At 46.0% G+C, this 25,863-nt stretch carries 24 protein-coding genes; 11 read left to right on the top strand and 13 right to left on the bottom strand.

What is annotated here, in order from left to right:
* Positions 1–46: 46 nt before the first annotated feature.
* From DW938_RS08945 to hemL, 11 genes are all read left to right on the top strand, one after another.
* Positions 47–2,083 carry a hypothetical protein gene (locus tag DW938_RS08945; protein ID WP_118124545.1) on the top strand — a complete coding sequence of 679 codons (2,037 nt, stop codon included), beginning with the start codon at positions 47–49 and terminating at the stop codon, positions 2,081–2,083.
* Between the two features lie 81 nt (positions 2,084–2,164).
* Entirely contained in the window at positions 2,165–3,223 is a 1,059-nt protein-coding gene (locus DW938_RS08940; protein ID WP_118124544.1) for a WYL domain-containing protein, read from the top strand.
* A 5-nt stretch (positions 3,224–3,228) separates the two neighbouring features.
* Positions 3,229–3,798, top strand: coding sequence for a restriction endonuclease subunit S (locus DW938_RS08935; RefSeq protein ID WP_118124543.1), 570 nt, complete (start codon positions 3,229–3,231; stop codon positions 3,796–3,798).
* Positions 3,799–3,929: 131 nt separating this feature from the next.
* A complete protein-coding gene (locus DW938_RS08930; RefSeq protein ID WP_118124542.1) occupies positions 3,930–4,850 on the top strand; it encodes a LysR family transcriptional regulator in 921 nt (306 codons plus the stop codon).
* Positions 4,851–4,913: 63 nt separating this feature from the next.
* Positions 4,914–5,465, top strand: coding sequence for a DUF3877 family protein (locus DW938_RS08925; protein WP_118124541.1), 552 nt, complete (start codon positions 4,914–4,916; stop codon positions 5,463–5,465).
* On the top strand, positions 5,462–6,574 hold the full coding sequence (hemA, locus tag DW938_RS08920) for a glutamyl-tRNA reductase (RefSeq protein WP_118124540.1): 1,113 nt from the start codon (positions 5,462–5,464) through the stop codon (positions 6,572–6,574). Before DW938_RS08925 ends, hemA begins: the two co-directional genes overlap by 4 nt.
* Before the next feature lie 2 nt (positions 6,575–6,576).
* A complete protein-coding gene (locus DW938_RS08915) occupies positions 6,577–7,197 on the top strand; it encodes a bifunctional precorrin-2 dehydrogenase/sirohydrochlorin ferrochelatase (RefSeq protein WP_181984400.1) in 621 nt (206 codons plus the stop codon).
* On the top strand, positions 7,194–8,054 hold the full coding sequence (gene hemC, locus DW938_RS08910) for a hydroxymethylbilane synthase (protein ID WP_118124538.1): 861 nt from the start codon (positions 7,194–7,196) through the stop codon (positions 8,052–8,054). Before DW938_RS08915 ends, hemC begins: the two co-directional genes overlap by 4 nt.
* Entirely contained in the window at positions 8,051–9,511 is a 1,461-nt protein-coding gene (gene cobA / locus DW938_RS08905; protein ID WP_118124537.1) for a uroporphyrinogen-III C-methyltransferase, read from the top strand. The genes hemC and cobA overlap by 4 nt, the downstream gene beginning before the upstream one ends.
* 13 nt (positions 9,512–9,524) lie before the next feature.
* Positions 9,525–10,493, top strand: a complete 969-nt coding sequence (gene hemB, locus DW938_RS08900; RefSeq protein WP_118124536.1) for a porphobilinogen synthase — start codon at positions 9,525–9,527, stop codon at positions 10,491–10,493.
* Position 10,494: 1 nt separating this feature from the next.
* A complete protein-coding gene (gene hemL / locus DW938_RS08895) occupies positions 10,495–11,754 on the top strand; it encodes a glutamate-1-semialdehyde 2,1-aminomutase (RefSeq protein ID WP_118124535.1) in 1,260 nt (419 codons plus the stop codon).
* A gap of 232 nt (positions 11,755–11,986) precedes the next feature.
* Here hemL and hypE read toward each other — a convergent pair whose 3' ends face one another.
* The 13 genes from hypE to hydF all read right to left on the bottom strand — a co-directional run bounded on the left by hypE (position 11,987) and on the right by hydF (position 25,829).
* Entirely contained in the window at positions 11,987–12,994 is a 1,008-nt protein-coding gene (gene hypE, locus DW938_RS08890) for a hydrogenase expression/formation protein HypE (RefSeq protein ID WP_038670360.1), read from the bottom strand.
* A gap of 28 nt (positions 12,995–13,022) precedes the next feature.
* Positions 13,023–14,075 carry a hydrogenase formation protein HypD gene (gene hypD, locus DW938_RS08885; RefSeq protein ID WP_117927841.1) on the bottom strand — a complete coding sequence of 351 codons (1,053 nt, stop codon included), beginning with the start codon at positions 14,073–14,075 and terminating at the stop codon, positions 13,023–13,025.
* Positions 14,072–14,281: a HypC/HybG/HupF family hydrogenase formation chaperone gene (locus DW938_RS08880; protein ID WP_022287101.1), complete on the bottom strand. Its 210-nt coding sequence runs from the start codon at positions 14,279–14,281 to the stop codon at positions 14,072–14,074. Before DW938_RS08880 ends, hypD begins: the two co-directional genes overlap by 4 nt.
* 308 nt (positions 14,282–14,589) lie before the next feature.
* Positions 14,590–16,869, bottom strand: coding sequence for a carbamoyltransferase HypF (gene hypF / locus DW938_RS08875; RefSeq protein ID WP_118124534.1), 2,280 nt, complete (start codon positions 16,867–16,869; stop codon positions 14,590–14,592).
* Positions 16,869–17,270, bottom strand: a complete 402-nt coding sequence (locus tag DW938_RS08870; RefSeq protein WP_118124533.1) for a hypothetical protein — start codon at positions 17,268–17,270, stop codon at positions 16,869–16,871. Before DW938_RS08870 ends, hypF begins: the two co-directional genes overlap by 1 nt.
* On the bottom strand, positions 17,267–18,334 hold the full coding sequence (locus tag DW938_RS08865; protein WP_118124532.1) for a nitrogenase component 1: 1,068 nt from the start codon (positions 18,332–18,334) through the stop codon (positions 17,267–17,269). The genes DW938_RS08870 and DW938_RS08865 overlap by 4 nt, the downstream gene beginning before the upstream one ends.
* Complete coding sequence (locus DW938_RS08860) at positions 18,331–19,632, bottom strand: nitrogenase component 1 (RefSeq protein ID WP_118124531.1); 1,302 nt, start codon at positions 19,630–19,632, stop codon at positions 18,331–18,333. The genes DW938_RS08865 and DW938_RS08860 overlap by 4 nt, the downstream gene beginning before the upstream one ends.
* On the bottom strand, positions 19,625–20,386 hold the full coding sequence (locus DW938_RS08855; protein WP_117863063.1) for a nitrogenase iron protein NifH: 762 nt from the start codon (positions 20,384–20,386) through the stop codon (positions 19,625–19,627). The genes DW938_RS08860 and DW938_RS08855 overlap by 8 nt, the downstream gene beginning before the upstream one ends.
* Before the next feature lie 33 nt (positions 20,387–20,419).
* Positions 20,420–21,538, bottom strand: coding sequence for a nitrogenase component 1 (locus tag DW938_RS08850; RefSeq protein ID WP_118124530.1), 1,119 nt, complete (start codon positions 21,536–21,538; stop codon positions 20,420–20,422).
* On the bottom strand, positions 21,535–22,827 hold the full coding sequence (locus DW938_RS08845; protein ID WP_118124529.1) for a nitrogenase component 1: 1,293 nt from the start codon (positions 22,825–22,827) through the stop codon (positions 21,535–21,537). Before DW938_RS08845 ends, DW938_RS08850 begins: the two co-directional genes overlap by 4 nt.
* Entirely contained in the window at positions 22,824–23,588 is a 765-nt protein-coding gene (locus DW938_RS08840; protein ID WP_118124528.1) for a nitrogenase iron protein NifH, read from the bottom strand. Before DW938_RS08840 ends, DW938_RS08845 begins: the two co-directional genes overlap by 4 nt.
* A complete protein-coding gene (hydE, locus tag DW938_RS08835) occupies positions 23,588–24,628 on the bottom strand; it encodes a [FeFe] hydrogenase H-cluster radical SAM maturase HydE (protein ID WP_118124527.1) in 1,041 nt (346 codons plus the stop codon). The genes DW938_RS08840 and hydE overlap by 1 nt, the downstream gene beginning before the upstream one ends.
* Positions 24,606–25,829, bottom strand: coding sequence for a [FeFe] hydrogenase H-cluster maturation GTPase HydF (gene hydF / locus DW938_RS08830; RefSeq protein WP_118124526.1), 1,224 nt, complete (start codon positions 25,827–25,829; stop codon positions 24,606–24,608). Before hydF ends, hydE begins: the two co-directional genes overlap by 23 nt.
* Positions 25,830–25,863: the final 34 nt, after the last annotated feature.

Here is a 25,863-nt window from a genome sequence, read left to right as displayed (position 1 = left end):
ATAATTACATTATAAAATTATCAATATTAATGGGGGCGTGTTTACTATGTCATATCAAAGCAATAATTCTAGGCGTTATCCAAGTAGTAATGACCGATATATAGAACGGGTAAATCAGAAGGAACGTGATCGTCAATTTTTTGAGGATAAAGCCGTCTATGATGCCAATCAGAGAAGACTTGATGAGATACAGCAAAAAAAATTGATGCGTGAACAGCAGCAGGCGGAAGAAAAACAGCGTGCTGCTGAAGCAGAACAACAGCGTAGATTGATCCGTGAACAACAATATGCTGATGAACAAAGGATCGCTGCACAAAAGAAACTTGAAGAAGAAACAAACAAGATGCGTCTTGAGACCAATCGTATGTTACAGGACGAAAACGACAGGCGAGAGGAAGAACGCAGACGGCTCGATGAACTCGCTGATGATCAGCGGCGTGAACAAGAACGTATCCACCAAAATGAACTTCATGCTGCTGAAGATGCCCATTTTCAGAGTATGATATACAAACAGAATGCAAAATCATACAAGCAGTATAATGATAGCTTTAAAAACCCTTATTATTTCGATGATGACGGAACGATAATATCTGCAGAAGTGGCTGAAGAAAAGTGGCAACAATACGCCTGCCCCACTTACCACGAATTCAGTTATGACAGCAAGTGGAGATATTACAAAGATGATAATGGCGGAATTTTATCTCAAAAAAATGCACTGCACAAATACTATCATTCACTCGATGAGGAAATGAAAAAGATTTTTTGCAATTATTATATGAGCAGAGAACTTTTCAAATCAAATAATCATTTGGTCATTGAAAGAAACAGTGAATGTACAAAAGCGGTACACGATTCATTTACTGTAATCTTTATGGACTGTCAGTTCAGGAAGATCGCTGAAAAATTATTAGAACCTACCAATAATAGTTTACAAAAGAAAAAAGAGCTTATTGCAGATAAGATCTATTCAGATGATTGGCATTCATTTGATAAAAAATGGTTTCCTATGAAAAGTGGGGAAGAACTTGAAAATGAGATTAAATTTAGAAAAGAGATTATAATTTCAAATTATGAATCAAAAATTAAGGAACTTGAAAGAGATAGAGATGAAAAAGTGCAGAGCCTTGAGGGGAAATACAATGAATCCTTGTCGATCTTAATTGGGTTAAGTGGACTATTTTTATTTTTGGCGTTCCTATTTTGGGGGTTAGGTTCATTGGGATCTGTAATAAATGGCACGTTGGGAAGAATTATGAAAGGATTTTTCGGAGGCGTCTATTCCTTATTTTTGAAAAAACCGCTTCATCTTTTCCCATATGTATATATAGCGATACGCATTCCTATTGCCATATATCGCTACAAGACAAAAAAGAAATATGAGGGAGTAAAGCGTAAATATGACGCTGATATCCAAAAGCAAAAAAGCAAAATGTCACAATTTCAAGATGAGATAGAAAAATTGACAAAATCATATAAGACTACTTCTGAAAAACTCAACAAAGCTAAAGAAATAATAGATACGAATAATGAGCAGATCCATAATGCATATGGTCTTGAAGTTATTAGGGATTATAAAGTTATTTGGGATTATGATCGTAATTTCTACTGGCTCTTTTATAAGCAATTTTTTGTAGATAAAAACGGAGAAACAATAAAAAAAGCAAAAGATTTTCTTAATGAAAAGTACACACCCGTATGCCAACATATGATATTTTTGGAGGCACAAAAGCATAGGACTATAAAGGTCGAATTACCGACGTCAGTTACAAATCGTTTTGTTATAATTGATATTTTAAAGTATTATTATGATATTCTAGATCCTAAATATACAAAAAACGTATTTGATACAAATACAGATATTTATGAGTATTACAACAAGTATCTGGCACCATATGACTATTTTTATATCTTAATACCTGATAAAATGCAAAGTAGTTGCACAAAAAGGCTTGACAAATATGGTATCAAATATAAAGTGCTTAAAGGTATTGGTGTGATAAATGAAGAGAATTTTGAACTTGGCGAAAATTTAAATGAACTGCCCAAAGAATTTAAAACACTCATATATGAGACACTTGGGTAAAAGTAACGAAATAATTTAATTGACAAAATAAAGCAAAAGTGATATATTGAAAGAAAGATATCACAGAACAGGAGGGCAAAAATGTCATATACAAAAACAGATATGCTTTCGCACAAGATCATTGAGATACTCAAAGAACACAGTGATGAAAAGCACCACCTTACTCAGCAGCAGATCTGCGGTTATCTTGAGGAAAATCTTGGCATAAAGCCTAACCGCAAGACGGTGGCTCAGCATTTGAAGAGCATAATAGGCGATGAAAGCTGCAATGTTTTCATCGCAGACAATGACAACGATGATGATAAAAGCGATAAAAAATACATCACAGATATTTACTACGCCTCTGACATCACCGCTGAGGAATATGAGTTTCTGGCAGACAGCATCATATACTCACCAATGCTCCCTGCGGACTATGTGAGGGATCTGATAAAAAAGATAAACAGCTTATCTACGGGTAACACAAAGAGCAAGGAAGCCAATCTCAGAGAGACCTTTCACTATGGCAACAAGAGCATTTTTTTGGTGATAGAAAATATCAAAGAGGCTATGAACACCAACAGGAAGCTTGATGTTACCATAAGCGATTATGACAAGAACGGCAAGCTCCTCACTAAGAGCGACCCACAGAGCGGTATAAAGCTTCAACGTGTTATGCTCAGCCCTTATGGCATCGTTATGGCAGACGGCTTTTACTATCTCCTTGCAAGTGATGTTCGTTACGATGATCTTCGTCATTTCAGGATAGACAAGATCCTAAAGGCGAGTATCTGCGAAGAGGACGGCTCTATGAGAGATGTAAAGACGCTTAGCAATGTTCCGAGGGATCTAAAGCCTGTGCAATACAAAAATCTTAACAGGTATATGCTTGACGGGACTGTGGAGCGTGTACATATCAACATAAAAAAGAAAGACATAAGTCTTGTGCTTGATACATTCGGGAATGAGTTCACCTGCAATAAGGCCATAGGTAATGACGATATCTATGACGTGACGTTCAGGGCAAATATCCAGACGGCTGTACGCTGGGCGATAGCTAACAGAAAAGCTGTGAAGCTGACCTCGCCAAAGAGGGCTGTGGATATTGTAAAAGAAGAGATCTCGGCATTGTCTGAGATGTATGGAAATCAAGAGAGGTGACTAAAATGAATGTAAATACAGTTAATTTCGGAGATATCATAAAAGAGATAAGTCATGGACTTATGGCGGAGAGCTACATTTCGGACAATGAGTTTACTAAGCCATGCGAATATCTAAGGCTTGTGGACATTGACGACGGCGTTATTGCGGAAAACTGCATTGAGATAGTTTATGACAGCAAGCGTTTTGAGAAATATGTCATAAAGGACGGAGATGTGATACTTTCTACCACGGACAAGAATTTCAAGGTGATATGTGTAGGCGATATGGGGGACAGAAAGCTTCTTGTTTCACCCACGCTTATAAGGATAGGACTTGACAAGGAGAAGGCTGACCCTTACTATATTGCGGCTTATCTTTCATCGGCAGAGGGAAAGGTTATGCTTGACGGCTGTCGCAGCGGAAAGGTACTAAGGATATTGCACACAAAGGGGTTGAAAGAGTGTGAGATACCTTTGCCGACTATGGAGGAGCAGAGAGAGATCGGCGAAAAATACCGACATCGTCTTCATGAGATAAGACGGCTGAAAGATGAGATAGAGGGGCTTTATGAGGATATTGAGATGATGAGATAGAAAATTGATCCGCATTGCGTACAAAAGAGTGTCGCTGTGCGGATCTTTTATATTGTTTGGGGGCGTTCTTCCACTTGAAAATTTCATAAATACGCTATATAATAAGGATATATCTGAAAAGGGGTGGAGATATGACCTTACAGCAGCTTAAATATGTGGTGGTGACGGCGGAGAAAGGTACTGTCAGCGAGGCGGCACAGTCGCTTTTTATTTCTCAGCCTAGTCTTACTAATGCTATCCGTGAGCTTGAAAAGGAAATGAATATCACTATATTCATACGCACAAACAAGGGCATAACGGTATCAAAAGAGGGTGAAGTCTTTTTGGGCTATGCAAGGCAGGTGCTTGAACAGGCGAGCCTTCTTGAAGAAAAATACTGCGGAAAACAACACGGCAAAAGGCAGTTTTGCATATCCACTCAGCATTACTCCTTTGCGGTGAACGCTTTTGTTGACCTTATAAAGCAGTTTGGCGGAGATGAATATGATTTCAGTATTCGTGAAACGCAGACACACGAGATAATCGAGGACGTGGCGAGAATGAAAAGCGAGCTTGGCATACTCTATCTCAACGATTTCAACGAGCCTGTGCTTTCCAAGGAGATAAAGTCCAAAGAGCTTAAATTCACGGAGCTATTTTCTGCAAAGCCACACGTTTTTGTAGGCTCTGCAAATCCTCTTGCGCAGAAAAAGTCTGTGACCCTTGACGACCTGCTCCCCTACCCTTACTTATCCTTTGAGCAGGGAGAATACAACTCTTTCTACTACTCGGAGGAGATATTCAGCACCATAAAGCGACCAAAGAATATCCGTGTCCGTGACCGTGCGACCCTTTTTAATCTTCTTATCGGTCTTAACGGCTACACCATTTGCAGTGGTGTTATTGACGAAAAGCTCAACGGCAGTGATATCGTGGCTGTTCCCCTTGAAGCGGAGGGGTCGATGCGCATTGGCATAGTTACTCACAAAAAGGTACTTTCTAATCCACTGACGGAATTTTATATCAATGCACTGAAAAAATATATAGGCGAGGAAACAAGGTTGACAACATGAGAAATATGTGATATTATAAAAGCATACAAAGCCTATAGGAATTATGTATAAAGGAGAATTTTCATGACAGAGCTTATAAAGCTTGAACATAATATAACCGATACTATAAAAGAGTCGCAGATAAAGCTTGGGTTTACCCCTAATGCGGTGACGCTTTTTTATCCTCTTGACTCACTCAACGCCATAACAGGGGGCGAACTTACTGCTGAGGAAATGATAAAAGCCATAGACGAATACAAAAGCGAGATACTTTCATGCAAGGCTTCGCTTGCTCAGGACGGCAGGATAGCTGTTACGGTATCAGAGGAGAGCGTGAGGGCTATCCACGAAAAGGTGGAGGCAAGCCCGTTCCTTGTGGAGTTTATCGGAGCGGTAAAAGAGGGGTGTTCTCTTGAAAGAGCGGCTGAGATATTCAGAAAGTACAATAAGAACGCTGTTATAACTGCTGCACCTGACGATGAATTTGACCTGCTTGCATACTTTCCAGACGGAGAGCCTGACGGCTGCCGATACTGTTTACAGGACGACTTGGGTGGCATAACATATCACAGATTCACCAAGCTTGACTATGACGCACTTTATCCCGAAAAGTCAGGAGATAACACAGAAAAATGAAAAATTTCACCTGCATAAGCGTAAATCACAAGCTTTGCGGACAAGCCTTTCGCAGCCTTTTCACATTTGACAGCGCTCAATGTGAAAAGCTGCTTTTTGACGTAAAGGACCTTTCACCTGTGCTTATATGCACCTGCAACAGAACGGAGCTTTACTTCTGCGGAACGCCCGAAGAGGGCATAACGCTTCTTTGCGGTCACAGCGGAGTGGATACCGCAAAGCTAAAACGCAAGGTCATGATATTCACAGACAAGACAGCGGTAAAAAGGCTTTACAGCGTATCATGCGGCATAGAGTCGGTGGTCATAGGCGAGGACGAGATACTTGGACAGGTTCGCCGTGCATATGATCTTTCAAGGGAGCGCATTGGGCTTTCCTCTGAGGTGAACATGATATTTCAGGGGGCTATCGCTTGTGCGAAGAAAATAAAGACGGAGACGGAGCTTTCAAAGACTTCTGTTTCCACGGCCACTCTTGCGGCTAAGGAAGCGGCACATTATAAGGATAATGTCAGGGTGATGCTTCTTGGAGCGAGCGGTGAGATAGGTTCGCTGGTCTTGAAAAATCTTCTTTCATACAAGAACGTAACTGTGCTTGCAACAACACGTTCACACAGAAATGCACTGGAATATATTTCAGACGATCCAAAGCTTGAGCTTATACCATACGAAAAGAGATATGAGCGCATTGGTGAATGTGACTGCATAATTTCGGCGACTTCAAGCCCCCACTACACTGTTACGGCGGATATGCTCAGTGATAATGAAAACAAGCTTTTTATAGACCTTGCAGTGCCGAGAGATATTGACCATGCCGTGGAAAAGCTTGCAGGAGCTAGGCTTATAGACATGGACTTTTTCACGGAGCTTGCCAAAGAAAACAATCTCAAAAAGCTTAACAGCGTGGAGAGGTCAAAGCTTATCATAGAAGAGGAAACTGACGAGCTTGAAAAGCAACTTATGTTCCATGATTTTCTTCCGCAGTTTGAGAACCTTGACAGAAGACTTTGCGAGGTTTCGGCGAAAGAGCTTTTTTTCAGACTAAAGTCGGAGCTTGATTCACAGACTTTCGGCAAGGTTATAGAAGTAATAAAAGAATACGGAGAATGACGATGCCATACTTTCCTTTTTTTGCGAATATTGAGAATATGCCATGCCTTGTAGTGGGTGGCGGACAGGTAGCTTTGAGAAAGATCGAAAAGCTTCTTGACTTTTCGCCTATAATAAAGGTGGTGGCATCAAAAGCTTGCGGTGAGATAAGAGAACTTGCAGGCGGGGGCATGATAACACTTTTTGAGCGTGCTTTTAAAGACAGCGACATAGGCGGCAGTACATTTGTGATAACTGCCACAGGGGACAGCGGTGTAAACAGGCACATTTCTCAGCTTTGCAGGCAAAGGCACATTCCATGCAACGCAGTTGATGACCCTGAGAGCTGTACGTTCTTCTTCCCTGCCATTGTTACAGAGGGGGACGTGTGCATTGGCATTTCAACAGGCGGAAAAAGCCCCACCCTTGCTTCTCACCTGAGAAAGACGATCCAATCGCAGACAGAGGGCAGGCTTGGGGATATATGCAATGTCATGGGGAAAGTCCGTGACTATGCCCTTGAAAATATATCCACGGAGCAGGCTAGGAAAAAGGCTATGGCAGAGGTTCTGAAAAAATGCCTTGAAAGTGACGTGCTTCCAACAGAGGAACAGCTTATAGAGATGATAAAGGAGCGAAAATGAAACTGAGAGCAGGCACAAGAAAAAGTCCACTTGCAATGGCGCAGACTTATATGGTACTTGACATGATAAAGGCGACTTTTCCCGAGTATGATACCGAGATAGTCACCTTCACCACAAAGGGCGACAGACAGCTTGACAGACCTCTTGACAAGATAGGCGGCAAGGGTGTGTTCGTCACGGAAATAGAACAGGCTTTGCAAAGCGGAGAAATAGACTTTGCGGTACACAGTGCAAAGGACCTGCCTGTTACGCTGGGCGAGGGGCTGGAGATATCAGGAGTTTGCCCTCGTGGGAACTATCGTGATATGCTTGTGACCAAAAAAGGCGTTGTATTTAACGATTGTGATGTTTTCACTGTTGGCACAGGAAGTCAGCGTAGACGTGGGGGCTTTGCAAGGCTTTATCCTGACGCAAAGTTTGCTGATATAAGAGGTAATGTTGGGACACGGCTCAAAAAGCTTTCTGATGGGCTTTATGACGGCATAATACTTTGTGCGGCAGGAACGGAGCGTTTGGGGCTTTCACTTGAAGAATATGAAGTGAAAGAGTTTGAGCCTTGGGAGCTTTTGCCTGCACCTTGTCAGGCTATAATTGCAGTGGAATGTGCAAAGGAGAGCAAGGCGGCTGAGATAATTTCGCAGGTATCACACAAGGAAACTATGCTCAGGTTTGAAACCGAGCGTGAGGTGATAAGACTTCTGGGTGCGGACTGCACTGTGCCTGTGGGGGCATACAGCGAGATAAATGGGGAAAAGATATCTCTCACTGTTTCAGACGGCAAGGGGCATTTTGCTCAGGGCGAAAAAGAGATAGAAAAAAGATTTGAACTTGTTAAGGAGCTGACTGATAAGCTATGAGCGGCAGAGTTATAGTTGCAGGGGCAGGCTGTGGAGATTATGACCTTATCACAATGAGAGGTTATGAGGCTCTGAAAAGCTGTGACGTGGTGATATATGACAGCCTTATAGACAGCCGTTTGCTTGACTTCTGCAAGGACGGTGCGGAGAAAATATGCGTTGGAAAGCGTGCAGGCAGACACAGCTCCACGCAGGAGGAGATAAACACGCTTCTTGTGGAAAAAGCTGCAGAGGGCGGTGTTGTTCTCAGGCTAAAAGGCGGCGACCCTTTTGTATTCGGCAGAGGGGGCGAGGAGATAACTGCACTCAAAGCCGCAGGCATACCATACAGTCTTATACCGGGGGTGACTTCCTCGGTGGCAGTGCCTGAGCTTGCAGGTATACCGGTGAGCCACAGGGGACTTTCAAGGAGCTTTCATGTTATAACAGGTCACACTGCGAACGACCTGCTCCCTGAGCATTTTGAAAGCTATGCAAAATGCGGTGGAACGCTTATTTTTCTTATGGGGCTTAGAAATCTCCCTGAGATAGCAGGCAGGCTCATTGAAAACGGCATGGGCGAAAATACTCCTGCGGCGGTGATATCAAAGGGTGCTACCCCTGAGCAGAGGGCTGTAAAGGGCTGTCTTGGCGACATTGCTGAAAAGGTGAAGAGAGAGGATCTGCCTGCGCCTGCTGTGATAATAGTTGGAAAAACCGCCGGGCTTGATCTTTCGCCTACCTACCTGCCTCCATTGTATGGAGTTTCTGTGGCTGTCACTGCCACAAAGGGGCTTTCAAGGCGGCTTATAAAGTCGCTCAATGCCCTTGGGGCATATGCTCACCGCTGCGGCGGATTTGAGCTTAGGGAGCTGCACGATGAGGTCACGGAAAAAGCTTTTTCGCGGCTTTCAGAGGGCTTTTACAGCCATGTTGCTCTTACAAGTCCAAATGGTGCGGAGATATTTTGGAAAAGGCTTAGAGAAAGCCGTATTGACATAAGAAAGCTAAGCGGAGTGAAGATAGCTGTCATAGGCAAAGGCACCATGGCGAAGCTTGAAAAGGCTGGGCTTTATGCAGACATAATGCCTGAAAAATTCAACAGCGTGGCTCTTGGAAATATGCTCTCGGACACTCTTACTTGTGAGGACAGGCTTCTTATAGTACGCTCCTCGGAGGGGTCAGCGGAGCTTGTTAAGCCATTGGCTGAAAAAGGGCTGAACTTTGATGATGTGCATATTTACGAGCCTGTTTACAGCACAGGCGAGAAGATAGATGATGACTACGCTGTGTTTGCCAGTGCAGGCGGAGTGAGGAGCTTTTTCCGTGGCGGAGGAAGCTTATCAGAGAATACAAAGTGTATCTCCATAGGCGAAGTGACGGCGGCAGAGCTTGAAAAATACGGTATAAATGGCCCTCTGCTTCCAACAGAAAGCACGGCAGAGGGAATAATACAAAAGATACTTTCAGATAAGTGAGAGGAAGATAAAAATGCGAAGATTCAGAAGATTAAGGGCAAACCCAGTAATGAGAAGAATGGTTTGCGAAACAAGATTAAATGCGGCAGACTTTATCTACCCGATTTTTGTGGCAGAGGGCAATAACATCATGAAGCCTGTTGACTCTATGCCAACAGTTTATCAGTATTCTATCGACAATCTGGAGCAGATATTGCCGCAGATAGCAGACAGTGGAATATCGGGCTTGCTTATTTTCGGCATACTGGAGAAAAAGGACGAGCTTGCAACGGAGGCTTACAATGACAAGGGCGTTACACAGCAGGCAATAAGATACATCAAGGAACACTATCCTGATATGCTCGTTATTGCAGACGTTTGTCTTTGCGAATACACCAGCCATGGACACTGCGGAGTTGTCAAGGGCGACAAGATACTCAATGACAGCACTTTGCCGCTTCTGTGCAAAATGGCGGTGAGCCTTGCAAAGGCCGGCGCTGATATTATCGCACCATCCGACATGATGGACGGCAGAGTTGCGGCAATAAGGGCGGCGCTTGACGAGAATGCTCTTACTGATATCCCTATAATGTCATACAGTGCAAAATTTGCTTCGGGATATTATTCTCCGTTCCGTGACGCCGCAGAATCTGCACCATGCTTTGGCGACAGAAAGTCATATCAGATGGATCCTTGCAACGGACGTGAGGCTCTCCGTGAGATAGAAGACGATATCGAGGAGGGGGCTGACATGGTAATGGTGAAGCCTGCGCTTTGTTATCTTGATATCCTCAGAGCCGCCAGGGACAGATATGATCTGCCGATTGCGGCATACAATGTAAGCGGTGAGTTCTCTATGGTAAAAGCGGCGGCACAGCTTGGCTGGATAGACGAGAAGCGTATCGTTCTTGAAAATCTCACTGCTATAAAGCGTGCAGGTGCGGACATTATCATAACATACCATGCTCTTGACGCCGCAAAATGGATAAAGGAGGACAACTGACATGAACACTGCTAAGTCTGAACAGCTTTACAAAACTGCCTGCGGTTTTATGCCCGGTGGAGTGAACAGCCCTGTTAGAGCCTGCAAGGCGGTTGGCACTGTTCCACTTTTTATCGACCATGCGAAAGGGTCAAGGATATGGGACGAGGACGGAAACGAGTTTATCGACTATGTATGCTCATGGGGTCCGAACATTCTTGGTCACTGCTGTGAACCTGTGATAAATGCTGTGAAAGCCGCCTGCGACAAGGGGCTTACCTTCGGTGCTTGCCACAAGGGCGAGATAACCTTGGCTGAGCTTATAAAAAAGCACTTTCCGTCTATGGAAATGCTCAGGCTCGTAAACTCAGGCACGGAAGCTGTCATGAGCGCAATAAGAGCCGCAAGAGGTTTCACAGGCAGGGACAAGATAATAAAATTCGAGGGCTGTTATCACGGTCACTCGGACGGATTGCTTGTAAAGGCAGGCTCGGGACTTATGACGCAGGCTATCCCATCGGGTGCAGGAGTGACTGAGGGCTGCACAAAGTACACGCTTCTTGCAAAATACAATGACACTGCTTCTGTGGAAAAGCTTTTTGAGGAATATGGCAGGGAGATAGCCGCACTTATCGTTGAACCATGCGCCGCAAACATGGGCGTTGTTCCGCCTGAAAAGGGCTTTCTTGAATTTCTCAGAGAGATAACGAAAAAGCACGGCACTGTGCTTATATTTGACGAAGTTATAACAGGCTTCAGGCTTTCAGAGGGGGGAGCTTCAAAATATTTCGGAGTTACCCCTGACATGACTACCCTTGGCAAGATAGTGGGGGGAGGAATGCCCCTTGCCTGCTATGGGGGAAAGCTTGAGATAATGCAGTGCGTTGCACCACTAGGCTCTGTGTATCAGGCAGGCACGCTGTCGGGAAACCCATGCGCAGTGGCGGCAGGAATAGAAACTATCAGGCAGATAGAAAGCATACCAAACTTCTATGAGGAGCTTGACAGAAAGTCGGCTATGATAGAGAATGCCATAAGAGAAAAGGGTCTGAACGTGAATCGCTGTGGCTCGCTTATGACGGTATTTTTCAATGACGAGAGAGTGAAAAGCTATGATGAGGCAAGGGCTTGCAACACGGAAAGCTACGGCAGATACTACCGTCATATGCTTCAAAGCGGCATTTACACTGCACCATCGCAATTCGAGGCGATGTTCGTTTCCTATGCTCACAATAACGAGGATATAGCAAAGACTATTGAGGCGATAGAGTCTTACAGATAAAAAAGCGGAACTGTTCAAATCAAGCTGAACAGTTCCGTTTTTTATATTCCATATATGTAGGGGCGAACAGTGTTCGCCCGTTTTGTTTGCCTGACAAACTCATGATATCCACGCAATTTTTGGCTCAATATTCCCAAATGCGGCTTTCAACATAAGTTTGCGAGAAAATCAGGCGGGCGAACGCTGTTCGCCCCTACAATGTGCCAACGTGTTATGCAGAATATTTTTTATATCAGCAAATTCTAGGGAGAAGCTCTCCGCCAGGCTGTGGGAGAAGGGTCTGTGAGCCTATCTCTGTTTTCATTACAACTCTGCCTGCGTTATCCTCTGTGACCTCGCCTATGACAGCGGCGTTCTCTGAGTTTTTGCACTTTCTAAGGGCAGAAACGATATCCTCTGCTTTGTCCTTTGGTGCGAATATAACAAGTCTGCCCTCGCAGGCAAGATACAATGGTTCTAAGCCCAGCATACCGCACACGCCTTTCACCTCGTCTGCCACCGGTATTTTCTCAGCATCAAGGGTTATTCCCACACCGCTTTGACCTGCTATCTCGTAAAGAACAGTGCCTACACCGCCTCTTGTTGCGTCACGGATAACGTGGATATCGTTTGTAACGTCGAACATGGCTTTTACGTTTGCCCAGAGGGGTGCACAATCGCTTGTTACGTCTGCCTCTATGCCGAACTCGTCACGAGCTAAAAGTATGGTACAGCCGTGTCTGCCGATATCACCTGACACTATAACGGCGTCGCCTGCTTTAGCAAGCTTGCCTGAGGTGTTGGCGTTGTCCATTATCCTGCCTATGCCCGTAGTGGTAATGAAAACGCCGTCTACCTGACCTTTTCCTGCCACCTTTGTGTCACCTGCACATATCTCGACACCTGCTTCCTTAGCGGTCTTTGCCATGGCGGCGGCTATCTCCTCAAGCTTATCCATTGGAAAGCCCTCCTCGATAACGAAAGCACAGGAGAGATACAAAGGCTTTGCGCCCATGCAGGAAAGGTCGTTCACAGTGCCGCAAATACTTAGCTTGCCGATATTTCCTCCTGCGAATTCGTATGGGGAAACTATAAAGCCGTCTGTGGTGAATGCTATCTTGCCCTTTTCCATGGAAAGCACGGCGGCATCGTCGGCGGTCAGGTCAGGGTTAGCGAAATGCTCCTTGAACACACGGTCGATAAGCTCGGAGGTCTGCTTTCCTCCTGCACCGTGGGCAAGGGTAACAAATTTATCTGTCATAATTATTCCTCTTTTCGGATAGTTTATTTTACAAATTGCCATACTGATAATATGCCGAGCAAGCGCCCTCATTTGACACCATGCACGCACCTATAGGGTGCAGCGGTGTGCAGACCTTGCCGAAAACTTTACAGTCTGAGGGCTTGCACTTGCCCTGCAAAACATCTCCACAGCGGCAGGCTGGGTTTGGCTTGCCTGTTATTTTCGGCAGGGAGAATTTTTTTCGTGCGTCAAAGTCGGCATATTCGTCACGGAGTATCATGCCTGACATTGGGATGATACCAAGTCCACGCCACTCGCTGTCGCAGGGGGTCATGACCTTTTCCATAAGCTTTATGGCGGCAGGGTTGCCCTCAGGTTTTACCACTCTCGGATAGCAGTTTCTGAAAAACGGCTCGCCACGCTGAGAAAGTTCTATGGTAACAGCAAGAGCCGTAAGAAGTTCAGCAGCCGTGAAGCCCGTAACAACGCCTGAAACGCCCTTTTTCACAAGCTCCTCGCACACGGCTGTGCCTGTGATAGCGTTGACATGGCCGGGGTACAAAAATGCGTCTGCGCTTCCCTCCAAAGCCTTATAGGCGTTTGGCATGGTCTTGTTTGCACCAAGAATAGAAAAGTTTTCAAGCCCCAGCTTTTTCGCTTTTTCTACTGCAAGGCAGGCTGATGGGGTGGTAGTTTCAAAGCCAACGGCCAGGAACACCACCTGCTCATCTCTATGGCTTTCGGCATATGAAACTGCGTCAAGGGGCGAATAGACTGTCTTTATTACAGCACCCTTTGACCTTGCTCCTGCAAGGCTCATTTCTGTACCGGGTACTCTTATAAGGTCGCCGAAAGTGCATATCACCGCACCTTTTTCAAGAGCGAGCATACAAGCCTCGTCGATAAAGCCAATGGGGGTAACGCACACAGGACAGCCAGGACCTGAGATAAGCTCAACGCTCTCAGGAAGGAGCTTTCTTATGCCAAGCCTGAAAATCTCGTGGGTGTGAGTACCGCAGACCTCCATTATGCGAAGCTTTTTGCCGTCATCACGTTTGTAGGAGCTTATTATCTCCTTTGCATTTTCTATAGTGTTCATTGGATACTCTCCATTATCTCGTCAGTTTCTTCGCTATCGTCAGAGGTTATCTTTGCGATAGCCACCCCTGCGTGTACCATGACATAATCCCCTACCTCGAGATCGTCGATAAGGTCAGCAGATACCTCTCTTTTTGCACCGCTTGCGTCAATAACAGCAGTGCCCTCGTTTACACTTACTACCTTTGCAGATAAACCTACACACATATCAATACCTCCAAAAAATTTAATCTATATCACCAAGTCGAAATCACAGAGCAAAAAATGAGATACACAGGCGACCCAAGGTCGCCCCAGCTTATTGAAAAAGTTCGACAAAAGCGGGACGTCGAGGGCGCCGTCCCCTACAATTGGCGTAAATACGCTGTTTATATGTAGGGGCGAACAGCGTTCGCCTGTTATTTTGGTATTTTTCAACAGTCTCAGGCGACCAAAGGTCGCCCCTACAGAATAAGAAAATCATCGCCGCAGGCGATACCTTAATTCCTCATTCCTCTCTCCTCATTCCTCACTCCTCATTCCTCATTCAGATAAAACGCTTGTCCCAACGCTATACCACCGTCATTGGCAGGCACAAGGCTGTGGATAAGCACTCTAAGCCCCATTTTTTCAAGACGGCACTTCACCATTTTAAGCAGAAGCTTGTTCTGAAAAACTCCCCCGCTCAGGGCACAGACCTTTACGCCTGTTCTCTCGCTTATGGTCCTGCACGCCTGTGCGGTCATGTCCGCAAGAAGTGAGTGGAACTCATAGGCAAGGCGGTTTTTGTCCTCGCTATTTTGCATACCCTGGCAAAGACGCTTGATAAGAGCCTGAGTGCAGAGCATTATCCTGCCCTCTTTTTCGGCAGTGAGCTTTTCCATAGGCTCGTAAATACCGAAAGGCTCACGGCTGAATTTTTCTGCCGCAAACTGCAACGCCATGGAAGCTTCGCCCTCAAAGGTTGAAGAACGCCTTATGCCAAGCACCGCAGAAGCGGCGTCAAAAAGCCGTCCTGCGCTTGTGGAGCTTACTGCGTTTACTTTTTTCTCTGCCATTACGGACAGAAGCTTGTACTCTTTCTCTGTACAAATACCAAGCTTTTCACAGATCTCTCCGCCCCTTTCCCCATGGGCTGAGCCTGCTATCATTGCGGCAATACGCCAACCCTCTTTTGAGGAAAGATCGCCGCCCACCTGCATGAAGGGCTTTATGCTTCCCATGCGCTCAAAGCCTGTGCGGTCGCAGAGAAGTATCTCTCCTCCCCATATGGTGCCATCTGTGCCAAAGCCTGTGCCGTCATATGATACGCCTATGACCTTTTCGCTATAGTCGTTTTCTGCCATGCAGGATAGAATATGAGCATAGTGGTGCTGGACTTTTTTCAGAGGCAGGTCAAGTCCCTCGGCAAATGCAACTGTATTGTATTTAGGGTGCATATCACAGACTACGTTTTGCGGTGTTGCTTCCAGAAGTTCGCACATACGCTTCACGGACTCCTCAAGAGCCTTTACGGTGCGGATATCAGCCATATCCCCCACATAGGAAGAGAGATAATAAAGGCTTTCCTTTCTGATACAGAACGTATTTTTAAGCTCACCGCCTATGGCAAGGGTCTGACCTTTATCACTGCATGATGTCATAACAGGCAATGGTGCATATCCTCTTGAACGCCTTATTATGTAAGGCTTGCCCTCAAATGTATCCATGACAGTATCGTCTGAGCGTATCAAGATACGCCTGTTGTGGGATAATATCAGGTCGCAGAAGCCTGCTATTTCGCTGAGTGCGTCCTCGTCGCTTCGGCAGATAGGCGCACCACGGACGTTTCCGCTGGTCATAACAAGGCTGTCGGTCATTTCCACACCGTCATCGTAATCAAAAAGAAGCAGGTGCAAAGGGGCATAGGGGAGCATTACTCCCACTGTAGGATTATCGGGTGCAACGCTTTCACAAAGGCTTCCGCTAGTTTTTTTATCAAGAAGCACGATAGGCTTTTGCCAGCCTGTGAGAAGCTTTTCCTGCACTTCGCCAAAATCGCACTCACGCCTTACGGCAGAAATATCCTTCAGCATAACGGCAAGTGGTTTTGCAGGGCGGTTTTTAAGCTCTCTGAGCCTTTTCACTGCGCTCTCGTTTTTTGCGTCACAGCAAAGGTGAAAACCGCCTATGCCTTTGACAGCGATTATCTTCCCTGCCATGACGGCTTCTCTTGCGGCTGTGATAGCCTCAGCGCCTTTCTTTTCACTGCCTATGATATAGACCTCAGGGCCGCACTCATTACAGCAAACAGGCTGGGCATCATAACGCCTTGTGGCAGGGTCGGTGTACTCCTCCTCGCAGTCTTTGCACATTGGAAAGTCAGCCATTGTGGTACGCTCTCTGTCATAGGGCATAGAGTCCATTATAGTGAGCCTTGGACCACACTGAGTACAGTTTATAAAAGGGTGGAGATATCTTCTGTTTGTTTTATCAAAAAGCTCCGCCTTGCATTTTTCGCACACTGCAATGTCAGGGGATACGAAAATATCCCCTTTTTCCTTTTCGCTTTCGATTATCTCAAAGCTGTCAAAAGGCGGTTCGTCGGTATGGGCGGAAATTATCTCCATTATCACCGAACGCTCAGGGGGACGGCTTTCAAGGGCTTTTTTCAAGTCCTCCACAGCCTTTTCACTGCCCTGTGCGTGTATCTCAACATAAGAGCCTTTGTTTGCCACAGTGCCGAAAAGTCCAAGGTCTGACGCTTCACGGCTAACAAAAGGTCGGAAGCCCACGCCCTGAACGATACCATAAACACGAATTATCTCAGTTTTCATCAGATAAGCTCCCTGACGGTATCCTTTATCTCGTCCTCTGCTTCACTGCTGAGAACGTCTATAAGCACGTCCTCAAACTCCTCACCGTTCTGACCCTCATCTATGGCGGCATTTCTGAGCCTGCCTAACATTCTCACAGTATGCACTGTAGGTCTGCGACGAACGGAGTCCATGAGAATGTTCTCATAACCTCTGCCGTAAAACTGCTCCATATATCTTACCACGGCACTTGTCATGCTGATATCAGCCATGGGGTGTCTTTCGAGAAATCTAAGCAGGGGCAAAACTGCGTTTATGCCCTCGCCGCTTTCGTCAAGCTCCTCCATGCAGTTTTCGGCTTCATATTCAAACTCCTCTGAGCCGAGATATTCTTCAAGACGCTCTATAATTTCTTCTGTCATATCTTTTCACTCTCTCCCTGCAAAAGTCTGCCTGAAAGTCCGAAATGCGGAAAGTCTATAAACTCGCCGCTGAAATTTTTCATAACACGTCTGAGGGTCTTGTCTGCGATAACAACGTCATAGTTATCACCAACATTGTCGCAAAGGTCGCTTTCGTCTGCAAGGAAAAAATCACTCTGCTGTGAAAGCTCCTTTTTCTGCATAAAAAACGTTGCCGATGTGCAATGACACTTGCCGCTTTTTTCTGTGATAAGCTTTCTCACAGCGTCAGCCGCTGTTTGGTTATGTATCACAAGGACGTTTTTATCCGCAAAGTTATGAGCTTTTTGCACTATCTCCTCAGGCAGACAGCTTCGTGGATATTCTATCTCATAAGGCGTGCCGAACTTTTCTTTGAGATACTCCGCCGCCTTTATTGCCGCCGCTGAACAGACTATGTTCATCTCTGCCGCAGCCGCATTTTTCACATCATCAAGGGTGCTTCCCATGCCGTAGCATATAACATTCTCCCAACCCTTTGCCTTATACTCCGCAACTATCCTCTCGGGGCTTATGATACTAAGCTCCAAAGGTGTTGCACCTATAATGCCAAGCCTGCCTTTCTGAACAGGCTTGCTCTCAGTGGCAAAGGTCTTGAAAAGCTCTATCCACACCGGCTCTGAGCCGCTGTCATAATAGTTTGTGCCTGTACACTCGGCTGTTATGCAAGGCAGTCCTGTTTTCTTCTCTGCCATTCGTTTCAACGCCCTCATATCTGTTGCGATGACAGCAGGCACAGGTGTGCCTATTATGGCGGTGAAAGCAGGTGATATCTGCCCACAGGCTTTGGAGAGCTTTTCGATAAGCCTGTCGTCACGTCCTAAAATTGCGTCCATATCACGAAGCCCTGCGCTGAAAACTGCGCTCTTTTTGGTAAACCACCTTGGCTCGTCAAAGCCGCAGACGTTGCCTGCACAGCCGCCTGCGTCGCATATTACCATTAGTCCTCCAAGCTCGTAAAGCACTGCCGACGCTCCTGATTGGTCAGGGGCAAAGGGTGACAAAAGCTTCAAAAGATTTTTCATTTATCCTCCGCTCCTTTCCAATCAAGCGCCTTTTCAAGGTCGCAAAACAGCTTTTTTACACCTGCATAGCCAAAAGGCTGGATCTCGTCATTGAAGTCTGCTCCTGCTATGTCAGGGTGGTAATAGGCACAGTCCTTGCCGATATAAACGTTCACCCTCTCGTCAGGCTCATAAAAGAGCATTGTTGGTGAGAGGTTTGAATATATTTTTGTTTCAGGTGAGAGCTGTGCTATCTTTTTCACAAAGCCGAAATTTCGCTCTCCCACAGTTCCGAATATCTCCGCCACCTTGAAGCCGTATCTTATAAGAGCCAATGCCATTTCTATAGGGTCGCAGTTTGAAAACTCGCCCACTGCAAAGCACAGCCCTTTATGCTTTTCTCTGAAATCATCTATAAGAGCCATGATCTGCTCATAATACTCTTTATCGCAAAGCTCCGCTCCTATCGCCTGACCCAGCAGACGATACTGCGTAGATATCTTGTCAGCCTGAAAAACTCTCGCAAGCTCTATAAAAGGTATGTTAAGCTCCTGCTCCATTTGCTGGGCGGCATATCTTGCTTCCGCATTGAGTACAAGGGAAAAATTCGCTTGCGACATTTTTTCATATTCCTCGAAGGTATCACACCTTGAAAGCTCCCTTATGGTCTTTACGCCTGCACTTTTCAGCAGGCTGTAAAGCTCGCAATCCTCCTGCAAGGGTGAGAAATAACCGAGGATATTCACCTCGTCAGACTTTCTCTTGCGAGGTTTCAAAAGGGAATACACCGATTTTCGCACTGAAGCCATAGGGGGCAGACGCTTTTCCCTTGTAAGGGCATACATATAGCATGGCACAACAGGCACGCCTGCTCGGTCGCTGGATTTTCTGCACACTCTGTCCATATCAGTGCCGAGGAGAGCGTCAACGCAGGTTATACATATCATCACCGCCGAAGGAGTGTAATCAAGGCTTTGACAAACCTCCTCCACGGCTTTTGGTATCTTTGTGAGGTGTCTGCCTGTGACGATATCGGTATCGTCAAGAAGCAGGTAGAAGAATCTGTCGCCATAGCCGCTTTCCGCACTGAGCATAGTGGTGTTTCGTCCACAGCAGGCAGGAGCCACAAGAAGCATAACCGAATTTGGCACTGCAAGTCCTGCTCTTTTTACACCAAAGCCCTGCGCTCCCGGTGAATTGAACGCCAATGTTGCAGGAGAGCTGTAGATAAGGTGCTTTGCCGAAAGAAGCTCGTCAGGGATATTATCCTTTCCCTTTTGGGCAAGCTCCGCCGCTGTTATGTAAAACGCTTTAGTCATCGTTGTCCTCCTGCATAAGGGTCTGGGCAAGCTTCAAAAAGCATTTTGCCGCCTGACAGTCAGGCTCGCCCTCTATGACGGTCATGCCCTTATCCTCACATCTGATGATATCGTCGCTTCTTGGTATATCCGCAACGATATCAAGCCCTGCGCTTTCTGCAAAGGCTCTGACCTTTTCTTCCTCGCCCTCAACGTTTCGCCTGTTCATGACGATACCACGGACTTTTGCATAGCTTCTGTCGGCAAAGTTTTTCACCGCACTGTTTATATTATTTGCGGCATACAATGCCATTTTCTCGCCTGAGGTGACGATAAGCACCTTTGAAGCGTAGCCCTCTCTGATAGGTGCGGCGAAACCTCCGCACACAACGTCTCCGAGAACGTCATAAAGCACAACGTCAGGCTTATATTTTTCAAAAAGCTTTAAGTCTTCAAGCAGGCTGAACGTGGTGATTATACCTCTGCCTGCACAGCCAAGTCCTGGGGTAGGACCGCCTGTTTCTATACAAAGCACTCCGCCATAGCCCTCTTTTGATATCTCCTCTATGCTCTCAGGCTCATCGTCATGCTCTCTGAGATAATTCATCACAGGCATAACAGGCTCGCCTCCAAGAAGATTTATGGTGGAATCTGCCTTTGGGTCACAGCCTATTTGTATAACTCTTTTCCCAAGACTTGCAAATGCGGCGGCAAGGTTTCCCGTAACAGTGGATTTTCCTATTCCGCCCTTTCCGTAAACGGCTATTTTTATCATAAAAGTATCCGTGCGAAAGCACGTTCCTCCTTTTTATATGTTAAGTATTTTGCTTACATCTTTATCTATCAGATCGGGAATATCTTTAAGAAAACATCTTCCCGAAAAAGCAACGTGTGGCAGTGAAACAAATCTTGCCCCTTTGCATATAGGTCTGAAAAGCGGGTCTGCTATGACGGTCTTATGCTGTGAAAAAAGCTTTTCAAGCTCTGCTTCTTCCTCGCAGAAAATGTCCGTCCCTGACAGCACCTCGCTGTTTCTTATGCCAACTGTCGCCACAGTTTTTGCGCCAAGTTCAGCCCCAAGGGAAGAAGCAAAAACGCTTTCCCCTGCAACTATCATATGAGCATTCTCTACAGCTTTTTCACCGCAGGAATTTATACAAACGCCCTCTGACACTGCTCTTTTCAGGTCAGCGGAAAGCTTTTTGGAAAAGCTTTTTCCCACAGGCACGCCCACAACATATGGCACTCCATAGGTATCAAAAAGATACTTTGCCGCAGCTATCCCGTCTGAGGATATAACAAGGCTTACAGCCGCCTGTGGTGCGGTAGAGATCTCATCAAGACTGCTGTCCATAGCAAAACAGCTTTGCACTGAAAAGCTGTTATCCAAAAGCCACTTTTTTATGGAGCTTACGCTTGTATTCACTGAAAAGTCAAGAGGCGTTGCACCAATAATATTCACTGAATTTGCCTGCTTTTCTTTTCCCTCACGGCAGAATAGCTTTGCGATATTAAGAAAAGCCCCCTCTGCTCCTTGAAGATAGGAATGAGTGCCGTTGGTATCAACGAAAAATGTGGTCAGACCCGTTTCACGCTCTATCTCCTCAGCGGCTGAACTGTAGTCAAAGCCTGTCATTGCAGGCATTGGCGAACCGCAAATGGCTATGAATTTGGGTGAAAGCTCACCTGACGCTTTTGCCACATCACGAATGAACTTGCCGTCATTGCCCATAACGGCGTCCGCTTCTGTTAGTGCAGAAATATATATCATGCTTTTGCGGTCATACCAACGAGGTTCATCGTGTGTGGCATAGGTGGAGTTACAGCCCGAAGCGTCATGGACGACGGTCATTCCGCCAAGTTCATAAAGCGCCGAGCATACTCCCGAAGTATCCGCCGCATATATGGATATCACTTTTGCATTCATAGACAGCTTTCACACCCCCAGCCCTTGTGTTGTATCACCTTACGTCTGTCCTTTTTGTTTACTGCTCCCTCAGCCATAAGCTCTGCAAGCCTTTTTATGCCCTCGAAGCCGTATCCGCCGCCCCCTGCGACTATATCAACAAAGTTATCGGTCTGGCAGAAAAACGCTGCTTTCTGACCTACTGCAAGATATTTTTCTTTACACTGTGAAAACTCCATTTTCACATTCACAGTAGGGAGAATTTCAAGGTCGTGGCAATGGGCTTTCAGCCACTCAAAATCTGCCCTTTCCTCCTCTGAAAAGCTGTCGGCGTAGCAACGCTTCACATTGAAGCCTTTCTCTGCAAGAAGTCTGCAAAAGCCAAGGGGTCTTGGCAGAGCGGTATAATCCACGGCTATAGGCATATTTTCCACTATCTCAAGGGCATTTGCAAGAGCCTTGTCGGCGGCTTCTCTGTCAGCAGAAAAGTCAGGCATTTTCACACCAAGCTGGGTGCAAAGCCTGCTGTAATTTTTCTCTATCTCATCATAGCCATAGCACAAGGGCAGATACAAATGCTTTGTGCCAAGTCGCTTTTCAAGCTCCTCTCCTGACGGCTTTGCCGTGGGGATATAGGTGATATTCAAAGAGCTTTCCGCCATGGAGAGATACTCCTCATAGGTCTTGCACTTTGTTATGTCAAGAAGCTCAAAGCCTGCTGAGTTTATTATTTTTACAAGCTCGGAGGCTTCGTCCGTGGCTCTGTCACAGCCTATTATTGCCGCCGTTTTAGGCTTCTTTTCGCACTTTTCAAGCGGCTCATAAAGCTGTTTTCTCATAAGGCTGTCCGGAGAGATAGACTTTCTCATGGTTGGCGTCATGTAGCAATCTATAAAATGCACCTGCGGAAACAATGCCGAAAGCTCGTCTATTATCATTTTGAAGTCACAGCCTGCAAAAAGGTGGACGCAGCTCAGAAAAACCAAAACGCATTTTGGCTTTTCCTCAAGTCTGTTTATTATATCCCTCACTCCGTCGATAACGTCCTGCTCCATTGTGCCGTCATACAGATCCTGCTCAGAAACAGTCACCCATGACATTCTGTCCATGGCATTCATCTCTACCGCAGTGAGGATAACGCCCCTTAAACAGCCCTGTGCGCAGACAAATATCTGCCGTGACTCAGGGATAAGCATACCTGTATGGACGATATTCCACACGCCCCTTGTGGGAGGATTATATTCAAGACCGCTTTCAAAAGGCGCAGGAAAAGCCGCCTTCGTTATATTTATGCCGCTCTCTTTTATCATTTTTCTTCTCCCATACCGCAAAGCTCGGCTATCTTATCCGCAAGGGTTTTATACTGCTTTGCCGCAGTGCTGTCAGGAAAAGCTTCCATGACAGTTTTGCGCATATCCTCAGCTTCGCTCACAAGGTCGCTTCGGTCTATCTCGGCTATCACAGAGCTGTGAAAATCAGCCGCAAGCTCTGCCGCTTTTTCCTCCTCGTTTTTTACGTTGCGTTTATTGAGGATAAAACCGCCAAGTGAAGCATATCCACGGCTTTTGAAATTTTCCACCGCCATTGCGATGTTTGCGGCGGCATATACAGACATACTCTCGCCTGATGTGATGATAAACACCTTATCGGCATAGCCCTTTCGCATTGGCATTGAAAAACCTCCGCACACCACGTCTCCGAGAACGTCATAGATAACAACGTCAGGCTGATATTTTTCATATGCGCCCTTTTTTTCAAGCTCCTCCAAAGCGGCGATTATACCTCTGCCTGCACAGCCAAGCCCCGGGACCGGACCGCCTGCTTCAACGCACACAACACCGTTATAACCTACCCTTACCATATCTTCAAGGTCAAAGCTTTCGCCTTTTCGCACAAGGTCAAGAACGGTGGGTATCCTCTCTCCCCCATGGAGAAATATGGTGGAGTCAGCCTTTGGGTCACAGCCTATCTGCATGACTTTCAGACCTTTTTGTGCAAGTGCAATACTGACGTTTGATGCCGCCGTTGACTTTCCTATTCCGCCTTTTCCGTAAAAAGCAAGCTTTATCATTATCTGTGATCTCCTCTTGATATCTTTATTTTATAGCCTATGGACTCCATTCGTCTTTCAAGACAAGCCCTGCACTGTGCTGACTCGTCACCTGTGCATATCTTGTTGTCATAGAGCATATATTTTTTTCTCACTGCCACAGGGGACAGATTCGGCATTATTACGTTCGCACCTGACAGCACCCCTTGTTCTCTCCCTTTGGGATTTATAGTACCAAGGGCTGTGGTGGCAGGCAAAAGAACGTCGGGGAGCATTATCCTGCAAATGCTCAACAGAAAGAGAGTAAGCTCATATGAGCCTTGTGGACAGCTTCTGAAAGGCGTGTCCTTATGTGGGAGAAAAGGTCCAATGCCTATCATTTCGGGCTTGAAACCGCACATAAACTCCATATCCTCAGCAAGGCACTCCGCCGTCTGATACGGCGAGCCTATCATCATTCCACAGCCTGTCTGATAGCCTATCTCTTTTAGATCTGAAAGGCACTCCATTCGGTTTTTCCAAGACATTTCGGCTGGGTGGAGCTTTTTGTAATGCTCCTCGTCGGCGGTTTCGTGCCTGAGAAGATATCTGTCCGCACCTGCATTGAAAAAGGCTTCATAGTCCTCACGGCTTTTCTCACCTAGGGACAATGTCACCGCACAATCAGGGTGGCGTTTTTTTATCTCGCTGACGATACCACAGAGCATTTCTCTGTCATAGAAAGCGTCCTCACCGCTTTGAAGCACAAAGGTACGAAAACCATAGCCGTAGCCCTCGTCACAGCACTGCAAAATCTCCTCGGCGGTGAGCCTGTATCTGCTCACGTTGCCGTTTGAGCGCCTTATTCCGCAGTAAAGGCAATCGTTTTTGCAGATGTTTGAAAACTCCACTATGCCCCTTATGTAGATATCCCTGCCGAACATTTCCTGCGAAATGCCCCTTGCAAGCTCTGCGGCATAGGCTCTGTCGCTCTCGTCATATTCTTTTATAAGCTTCACCCATTCATCGTGGGAAAGCTTTTTCTCGCAGTTTAGTTTATCAATAAGTTCTCTGACCGCCATTGTGATCTTCAAGCTCCTTTACAAGATGTGGAAACACTTCTATGCTCCGTTTGAGAATACCTTTCATATAGGCAATTGCAATGCCATAATTTGTGAACGGCACGTCTGCGTCACAAGCACATTTCATTCTGTAGGTAAGCTCTTTTGAGCCTAGCATACAGCCGCCACAGTGTATACAAAGCGCAAAGTCTGAAAGCTCTTCTGGAAAGCCATGACCTGAGGACAGCACTATCTCAAGATTCTTGCCTGTGTATTCTTTCAGCCAGTTCGGAAGCTTCACAGAGCCTATATCACCGCACTGTCTGTGATGTGTACAGCCCTCTGAAATAAGCACCTTGTCACCGTCTTTAAGATCGTCGATAGCTTTCACGCCCTTTACTGCGGCGTCAAGAAAGCCCTTATATCTAGCCATAAGGATAGAAAACGAGGTGAGAGGGATATCCTCGGGAGTATCCTTTGAAACTCTTGCGAAAGCCTGACTATCCGTTATAACAAGTGCAGGCTTCTCTATCCTGCCAAGCACTCCTGAAAGCTCAGTTTCTCTTACCACCACTGCACAGGCATTTGCTTCAAGAACATCTCTTATCGCCTGCTGTTGTGGCAGGATAAGCCTGCCCTTTGGTGCGGCGCTGTCGATAGGGGTGACAAGCACCACCATATCGTCTGGCTTTATAAGGTCGCCCACAAGCTTCATTGTCATGGTGTCTGTTTCAGTGAGCTTTGCAACGGCGTTTTTAAGCTCCTCTATGCCTGTTTTCTCTTTTGCGCTGACGTACACTGAGCCCTCCTCTTTTGGGATATCAGTGAGCAGGTCGGCTTTGTTTTTGGCTATAATAAATGGTATGTTTTTCTCTTTGAATATTGAGATAAGCTGTTTTTCGCAGTCGCCAAGGGGCAAAGTGCAGTCTGTTACAAGAACTGCGCAGTCCGTTCTGTTTAGTATCTGCTTAGTTTTCTTCACACGAAGCTCTCCAAGCTCGCCCTCGTCGTCAAAGCCAGGGGTATCTATTATCACAACAGGGCCAAGGGGCAAAAGCTCCATTGCCTTTGTAACAGGGTCAGTGGTAGTGCCTTTCGTATCGGATACCACTGCAAGATCCTGATTTGTTACTGCATTCACAACGCTTGATTTTCCTGCGTTTCGTCTGCCGAAAAATCCTATATGTATACGTTCTCCGCTTGGTGCGTCATTAAGTCCCATTGCAAAAGCTCCTCTCAAAAAAATAAGCCATACC

The sequence above is a fragment of the Ruminococcus sp. AM43-6 genome, assembly GCF_003461785.1.
GTDB classification, from domain to species: Bacteria; Bacillota; Clostridia; order Oscillospirales; family Ruminococcaceae; genus Hominimerdicola; species Hominimerdicola aceti.
Note: the sequence above shows the minus strand (reverse complement) of the source record. Positions and strands in the feature narration are given on the sequence as shown.

What these genes read in the sequence shown, in the direction of transcription:
- DW938_RS08865 (WP_118124532.1), bottom strand. Translation starts at nt 18,334, where the DNA reads ATGAAAAATCTTTTGAAGCTTTTGTCACCCTTTGCCCCTGACCAATCA.
- DW938_RS08870 (WP_118124533.1), bottom strand. Translation starts at nt 17,270, where the DNA reads ATGACAGAAGAAATTATAGAGCGTCTTGAAGAATATCTCGGCTCAGAG.
- hydF (WP_118124526.1), bottom strand. Translation starts at nt 25,829, where the DNA reads ATGGGACTTAATGACGCACCAAGCGGAGAACGTATACATATAGGATTT.
- DW938_RS08860 (WP_118124531.1), bottom strand. Translation starts at nt 19,632, where the DNA reads ATGACTAAAGCGTTTTACATAACAGCGGCGGAGCTTGCCCAAAAGGGA.
- hypE (WP_038670360.1), bottom strand. Translation starts at nt 12,994, where the DNA reads ATGACAGATAAATTTGTTACCCTTGCCCACGGTGCAGGAGGAAAGCAG.
- DW938_RS08930 (WP_118124542.1), top strand. Translation starts at nt 3,930, where the DNA reads ATGACCTTACAGCAGCTTAAATATGTGGTGGTGACGGCGGAGAAAGGT.
- DW938_RS08855 (WP_117863063.1), bottom strand. Translation starts at nt 20,386, where the DNA reads ATGATAAAAATAGCCGTTTACGGAAAGGGCGGAATAGGAAAATCCACT.
- DW938_RS08915 (WP_181984400.1), top strand. Translation starts at nt 6,577, where the DNA reads ATGCCATACTTTCCTTTTTTTGCGAATATTGAGAATATGCCATGCCTT.
- DW938_RS08945 (WP_118124545.1), top strand. Translation starts at nt 47, where the DNA reads ATGTCATATCAAAGCAATAATTCTAGGCGTTATCCAAGTAGTAATGAC.
- DW938_RS08940 (WP_118124544.1), top strand. Translation starts at nt 2,165, where the DNA reads ATGTCATATACAAAAACAGATATGCTTTCGCACAAGATCATTGAGATA.
- DW938_RS08935 (WP_118124543.1), top strand. Translation starts at nt 3,229, where the DNA reads ATGAATGTAAATACAGTTAATTTCGGAGATATCATAAAAGAGATAAGT.
- hypF (WP_118124534.1), bottom strand. Translation starts at nt 16,869, where the DNA reads ATGAAAACTGAGATAATTCGTGTTTATGGTATCGTTCAGGGCGTGGGC.
- hemB (WP_118124536.1), top strand. Translation starts at nt 9,525, where the DNA reads ATGCGAAGATTCAGAAGATTAAGGGCAAACCCAGTAATGAGAAGAATG.
- hypD (WP_117927841.1), bottom strand. Translation starts at nt 14,075, where the DNA reads ATGAACACTATAGAAAATGCAAAGGAGATAATAAGCTCCTACAAACGT.
- hemL (WP_118124535.1), top strand. Translation starts at nt 10,495, where the DNA reads ATGAACACTGCTAAGTCTGAACAGCTTTACAAAACTGCCTGCGGTTTT.
- hemC (WP_118124538.1), top strand. Translation starts at nt 7,194, where the DNA reads ATGAAACTGAGAGCAGGCACAAGAAAAAGTCCACTTGCAATGGCGCAG.
- DW938_RS08880 (WP_022287101.1), bottom strand. Translation starts at nt 14,281, where the DNA reads ATGTGTGTAGGTTTATCTGCAAAGGTAGTAAGTGTAAACGAGGGCACT.
- DW938_RS08850 (WP_118124530.1), bottom strand. Translation starts at nt 21,538, where the DNA reads ATGAATGCAAAAGTGATATCCATATATGCGGCGGATACTTCGGGAGTA.
- hemA (WP_118124540.1), top strand. Translation starts at nt 5,462, where the DNA reads ATGAAAAATTTCACCTGCATAAGCGTAAATCACAAGCTTTGCGGACAA.
- cobA (WP_118124537.1), top strand. Translation starts at nt 8,051, where the DNA reads ATGAGCGGCAGAGTTATAGTTGCAGGGGCAGGCTGTGGAGATTATGAC.
- hydE (WP_118124527.1), bottom strand. Translation starts at nt 24,628, where the DNA reads ATGGCGGTCAGAGAACTTATTGATAAACTAAACTGCGAGAAAAAGCTT.
- DW938_RS08845 (WP_118124529.1), bottom strand. Translation starts at nt 22,827, where the DNA reads ATGATAAAAGAGAGCGGCATAAATATAACGAAGGCGGCTTTTCCTGCG.
- DW938_RS08925 (WP_118124541.1), top strand. Translation starts at nt 4,914, where the DNA reads ATGACAGAGCTTATAAAGCTTGAACATAATATAACCGATACTATAAAA.
- DW938_RS08840 (WP_118124528.1), bottom strand. Translation starts at nt 23,588, where the DNA reads ATGATAAAGCTTGCTTTTTACGGAAAAGGCGGAATAGGAAAGTCAACG.